The organism is Pseudomonas sp. UBA3153 (assembly GCF_002364635.1).
Taxonomy (GTDB): Bacteria; Pseudomonadota; Gammaproteobacteria; order Pseudomonadales; family Pseudomonadaceae; genus Pseudomonas_O; species Pseudomonas_O kuykendallii.
The window spans coordinates 1-3806 of sequence record NZ_DEYR01000058.1; the positions used below are offsets into that span (position 1 = coordinate 1).

General features: G+C 66.5%; 5 protein-coding genes and 1 pseudogene. 2 read left to right on the forward strand and 4 right to left on the reverse strand.

The window, feature by feature from the left end; all coding sequences use genetic code 11:
• Positions 1-405 (forward strand): annotated as a pseudogene (locus tag B2X67_RS13780) (heme ABC transporter ATP-binding protein); the annotation flags it as partial.
• Positions 406-469: 64 nt separating this feature from the next.
• Positions 470-1345 carry a ChaN family lipoprotein gene (locus B2X67_RS13785; RefSeq protein WP_286785846.1) on the forward strand — a complete coding sequence of 292 codons (876 nt, stop codon included), beginning with the start codon at positions 470-472 and terminating at the stop codon, positions 1343-1345.
• Positions 1346-1614: 269 nt separating this feature from the next.
• On the opposite strand, the gene B2X67_RS13790 is transcribed toward B2X67_RS13785, so the two are convergent.
• The 4 genes from B2X67_RS13790 to B2X67_RS13805 all read right to left on the reverse strand — a co-directional run.
• A complete protein-coding gene (locus B2X67_RS13790) occupies positions 1615-2415 on the reverse strand; it encodes a Crp/Fnr family transcriptional regulator (RefSeq protein ID WP_282339566.1) in 801 nt (266 codons plus the stop codon).
• 122 nt (positions 2416-2537) lie between these two features.
• Positions 2538-2789 (reverse strand): TfoX/Sxy family protein, encoded by a 252-nt coding sequence (locus tag B2X67_RS13795; RefSeq protein ID WP_273234314.1) that lies wholly within the window; start codon positions 2787-2789, stop codon positions 2538-2540.
• Positions 2790-2813: 24 nt separating this feature from the next.
• Positions 2814-3563 (reverse strand): class I SAM-dependent methyltransferase, encoded by a 750-nt coding sequence (locus B2X67_RS13800; protein ID WP_286785847.1) that lies wholly within the window; start codon positions 3561-3563, stop codon positions 2814-2816.
• Positions 3560-3806, reverse strand: a 247-nt coding sequence (locus B2X67_RS13805) for a pentapeptide repeat-containing protein (protein ID WP_286785848.1), incomplete at its 5' end; no start/stop codon positions are given. The genes B2X67_RS13805 and B2X67_RS13800, both read right to left, overlap by 4 nt.

Sequence of the window (3806 nt, forward strand, 5' to 3'; positions counted from 1 at the left end):
GACGCGGCGCACCTGGCCGGGCGCAGCTACCTGGCGTTGTCCGGGGGCGAGCGTCAGCGCGTGCACCTGGCGCGGGTGCTGGCGCAGCTGTGGCCCGGCGCGCAGGGGCAGACGCTGTTGCTCGACGAGCCGACCTCCATGCTCGACCCGCTGCACCAGCACACCACGTTGCAGGCGGTCCGCGAATTCGCCTTGCGGGGTGCGGCGGTGCTGCTGATCCTGCATGACCTCAATCTCGCCGCGCGTTACTGCGATCGCCTGCTGTTGCTGGGCGATGGTCGTCCGCAGGTGCTCGGTACGCCCGAGGAGGTGCTGCGGGCCGAGCCGCTGCAGGCGGTGTTCGGGCTCGACGTGCTGGTGCAGCACCACCCGGAGCGCGGCCATCCGCTGATCATCGCGCGCTGAGCCTTTGCCCGGCGCGGGCTTCCGTTTACCGTGGAGCAATCGTTCTTTCCCGAGGAGTCGCGCCATGCGTGCACTGCTGCTGATCTGTCTCGGCCTGCTGTCGGCCTGCCAGAGCCTGGCGCCCATTCCCGCGTGGCAGAGTCCGCAGGGGCGTGACGACCCGCAGTTGGGCCAGATCATCGAGTCGAGCACGGGCGCGAGGCTGACCCCCGCGCAATTGGTCGAGCGCCTCGGCGGGGCTGACCGCGTGCTGGTCGGCGAGCAGCACGACAACCCGGATCACCATGCGCTGGAGCTGTGGCTGCTGCAGGCGCTCGCCAGCCGGCGTGCGCAGGGCAGCGTGCTGCTGGAGATGCTCGAGCCGGCGCAACAGGCGAACGTCGATGCGGCTCGCCAGCAGGTGGCCGAGGGCAGGCCACCGGCGGACCTGCCCGCCGCGCTGGCCTGGCAGAAAGGCTGGGACTGGGCAGGTTACGGGCCTCTGGTGCGCTACGCGCTGGCGCAACCCTATCCGTTGCTCGCGGCCAATCTTGATCGCAGCGAGATCATGGGCATCTATCGCGCGGCGCCGTCGCTGAGTGGCAGTGCTTCCACCGCGCCGGCCGTGCGTGAGCCGCTGCTGGAGCAGATTCGCCAGTCGCACTGCGGGCTGCTGCCGGAGTCGCAGCTTCCGGCGATGCTGGCGGTGCAGCAGCAACGCGACCGGCGCATCGCCGAACGCCTGCGCGATGCGCCGCTGCCTGCGCTGTTGTTCACCGGCGCCTACCACGCAAGCCGCGACCTGGGCGTGCCGCTGCACCTGACCGACCTCGGCGTGCGCGATGCCAGCGTGCTGCTGCTCGTCGAGGTCGGCCAGCAGGTAGCGCCGGGCAGCGCCGATTTCATCTGGTACACCGCCGCCCAGCCGGAACAGGATCACTGCGCCGAACTGCGTCGCTGAGGCCGCCGGATTCAAGAAATCGCAGGCAAAAAAAGACCCGGCAAAGTGCCGGGTCAATAACCGTGATTAGCCTGATGAGGAGATAACCGAAGAGCCTGATGAGGGACCCTTTGCTTACCTGGCTGATCTCGCGACCAGTTGAGTTAATAATAACAATTCTCATTCCATAGTCAACACCTGACCTTCACTTATTTTCTGCCGCCTGATATTCGCCTCCCTAAAAACCACGAACCCGGCACATGGCCGGGTCCGTTGGATGCGGATTCGCTTCAGTCGTCGAGCTGCGCGCGGCGCAGCTGGGTGATTTCCTTGTTCATCAGGTCGATGCGCCGGGCCATGCTTTCAACCAGGCTGTGGGCGATGCGCGGATTGCTCTGCATCAGGCTGAGGAACTGCTCCTTGGGAATGACCATCACCGTGCAGGCTTCGCTGGCGACCACGCTGGCGCTGCGCTTCTCGCGGGTGAACACGGCCATCGCGCCGAAGATCTCGTCCTTCTGCACATCGCCCACCTTCTGCCCATCGACGAACGCTTCGGCATGGCCGTCGATGATGATGAACACGTTGTCCGCCTCGTCGCCCTGCTGGATCAACTGATCGCCGGCGGCGAAATGCTGGAAGCCGGTGGACGGGCGAATCTCCGGCTGCTTCAGTCGTGCCACCGCGTCGGAGAGGAGGGCGGTCTGGCCGATCAGGTACTGTAGGAACAGCTCCTGGCGTTGCTCGTCGGCATAGATGTGGCGGAAGACTTCAGTGCGGTTGTAAGGGATCAGGCTGACGCTTTCCTCGCTGCTGTAGCGGCAGGAGGGCATGTCGATGCCCTGACGCAGGCCGAGCAGATCGCCTTCCTGCAGATAGAACAGCGGGCGGTCCTCCACGGAGGCGTGCAGCAGGCCGCTTTCGATGACGAACAGCCGCGTACCCGGGAGCGCTTCGGCGAGATCGTCGGTGGGGTCGAGCTGCAGCGCAGGGCCGGCCGGCGCCAGATCTTTCAGCAGCTGCGAGGGGATGCTCTGCAGGCGATTGATCAGCTGATCGGCGTAGGCCGGTTGCTCCCCGAGTAGGTACATGACAGTAATCCTTGAACTGGCTGGGCTGGCAAAAGCGTACGAACGGCCCAACGATAAAGGGCGCCGCTTCGCGCGTAAATCATCTCATACGCAGCCTGTGAGCTAGCGCTTAAATGTGGCGTTCACTGGTGCAGCCGGGCGTTCAGTTCCGCCTTGTGCGCCTCTGGCAACTGGTTCCAGTGAATGTCCAGCAGCGCGCCCTCGATGGCATACAGCAGCACCCGCGAGGCCCGGAAACCTCTTGCCCGGACGCTGCGATAGGCTTCCACCGCGCCGAGGCGGCGCAGGTCGGAGGGCGTGTGGATGCCCACGGCGTGCAGCCACTGGGCGGACGTCTTGCCGAGGTTCTTCATGCTCTGCAGTTCGTCGTTCATCGTGCCTCCTTGCGCGGGTTGGGGTCAGCCAGCGGGATAACCGGCGAGGAAATGTAGCGGCCAGGACACCCGCCGCTGGTGCCTGTCGTTACCCCACGCCTGACGCAGCGCCGGCATCAGGTCGGTGATCGGGTCATGCCCGTGCTGGCGCTCCCAGCGTTGAACTGCCGACCAGGTGCGCAGGTAGCCGGCCAACTGCTCCAGGCTCCAGTGCGCCTGCATGCTGAACTCCGGCACCTCGAGGCGTGGAAAGGGCGGCTGCAGGTCGCGGTATCCGGCCTCGCTGCTGGCGCGACCTTCCGGCCAGCAGCCGTCGAGGGTGGCGTGGTACAGATGGTCGACCAGCGCATCGGTGCGTGCATCGATGCGCATCAGCCCGTAGCACCAGGCGACGAACAGGCCGCCGGGCTTCAGCAGGCGGCGCGTTTCGGCGAAGAACGCCGGCGTGGCGAACCAGTGCAGCGCTTGAGCGACGACGATCAGGTCCAGGCTGCCATCCGCCAGCGGCTGCCGCGCGGCATCGGCGGCGAACAGCGCCACGCCGTCGACGTCCGCTGCCTGCAGTTGCTCGACGCTGGCATCGCAACCCAGCACCCGTTCGAAGCGTTTCGCCAGCGGGCGGCTGGCCTGGCCGTTTCCGCAGGCGATGTCGAGGGCATGGCGGCGCCGCGGCGCGCGATCGGCGAGCCAGTCGAACAATGCATCCGGGTAGTGCGGGCGGAAACTGGCGTAAGCGCCCGCACGGGCGCCGAACAGCTGCACGACCTCGCTCATCGGCTGCCACTGCGGTAGCGCAGACGAGTGCCGAAATTCAGCGACATGAGGATTTCATCGGCGCTCAGCGCTTCCGGGAAATAGGTGCCGGATATCTGCGCGTGGGCGATGCTGGCGCCCTCCATGCGTACCTGGCGAAGGTCCAGCCCGCGCAGGTCGGCGCCGCGGAAATAGGCGTCGGTGAAGTTGATCCGCTCCGGATTCAGCCGACGCAGGTCGAGCCCGCGAAAGTCGCCGCCGGAA

Excerpts from the sequence above, each read along its gene's own strand:
- B2X67_RS13800 (WP_286785847.1), bottom strand. The coding sequence starts at position 3,563 with ATGAGCGAGGTCGTGCAGCTGTTCGGCGCCCGTGCGGGCGCTTACGCC.
- B2X67_RS13785 (WP_286785846.1), top strand. The coding sequence starts at position 470 with ATGCGTGCACTGCTGCTGATCTGTCTCGGCCTGCTGTCGGCCTGCCAG.
- B2X67_RS13795 (WP_273234314.1), bottom strand. The coding sequence starts at position 2,789 with ATGAACGACGAACTGCAGAGCATGAAGAACCTCGGCAAGACGTCCGCC.
- B2X67_RS13790 (WP_282339566.1), bottom strand. The coding sequence starts at position 2,415 with ATGTACCTACTCGGGGAGCAACCGGCCTACGCCGATCAGCTGATCAAT.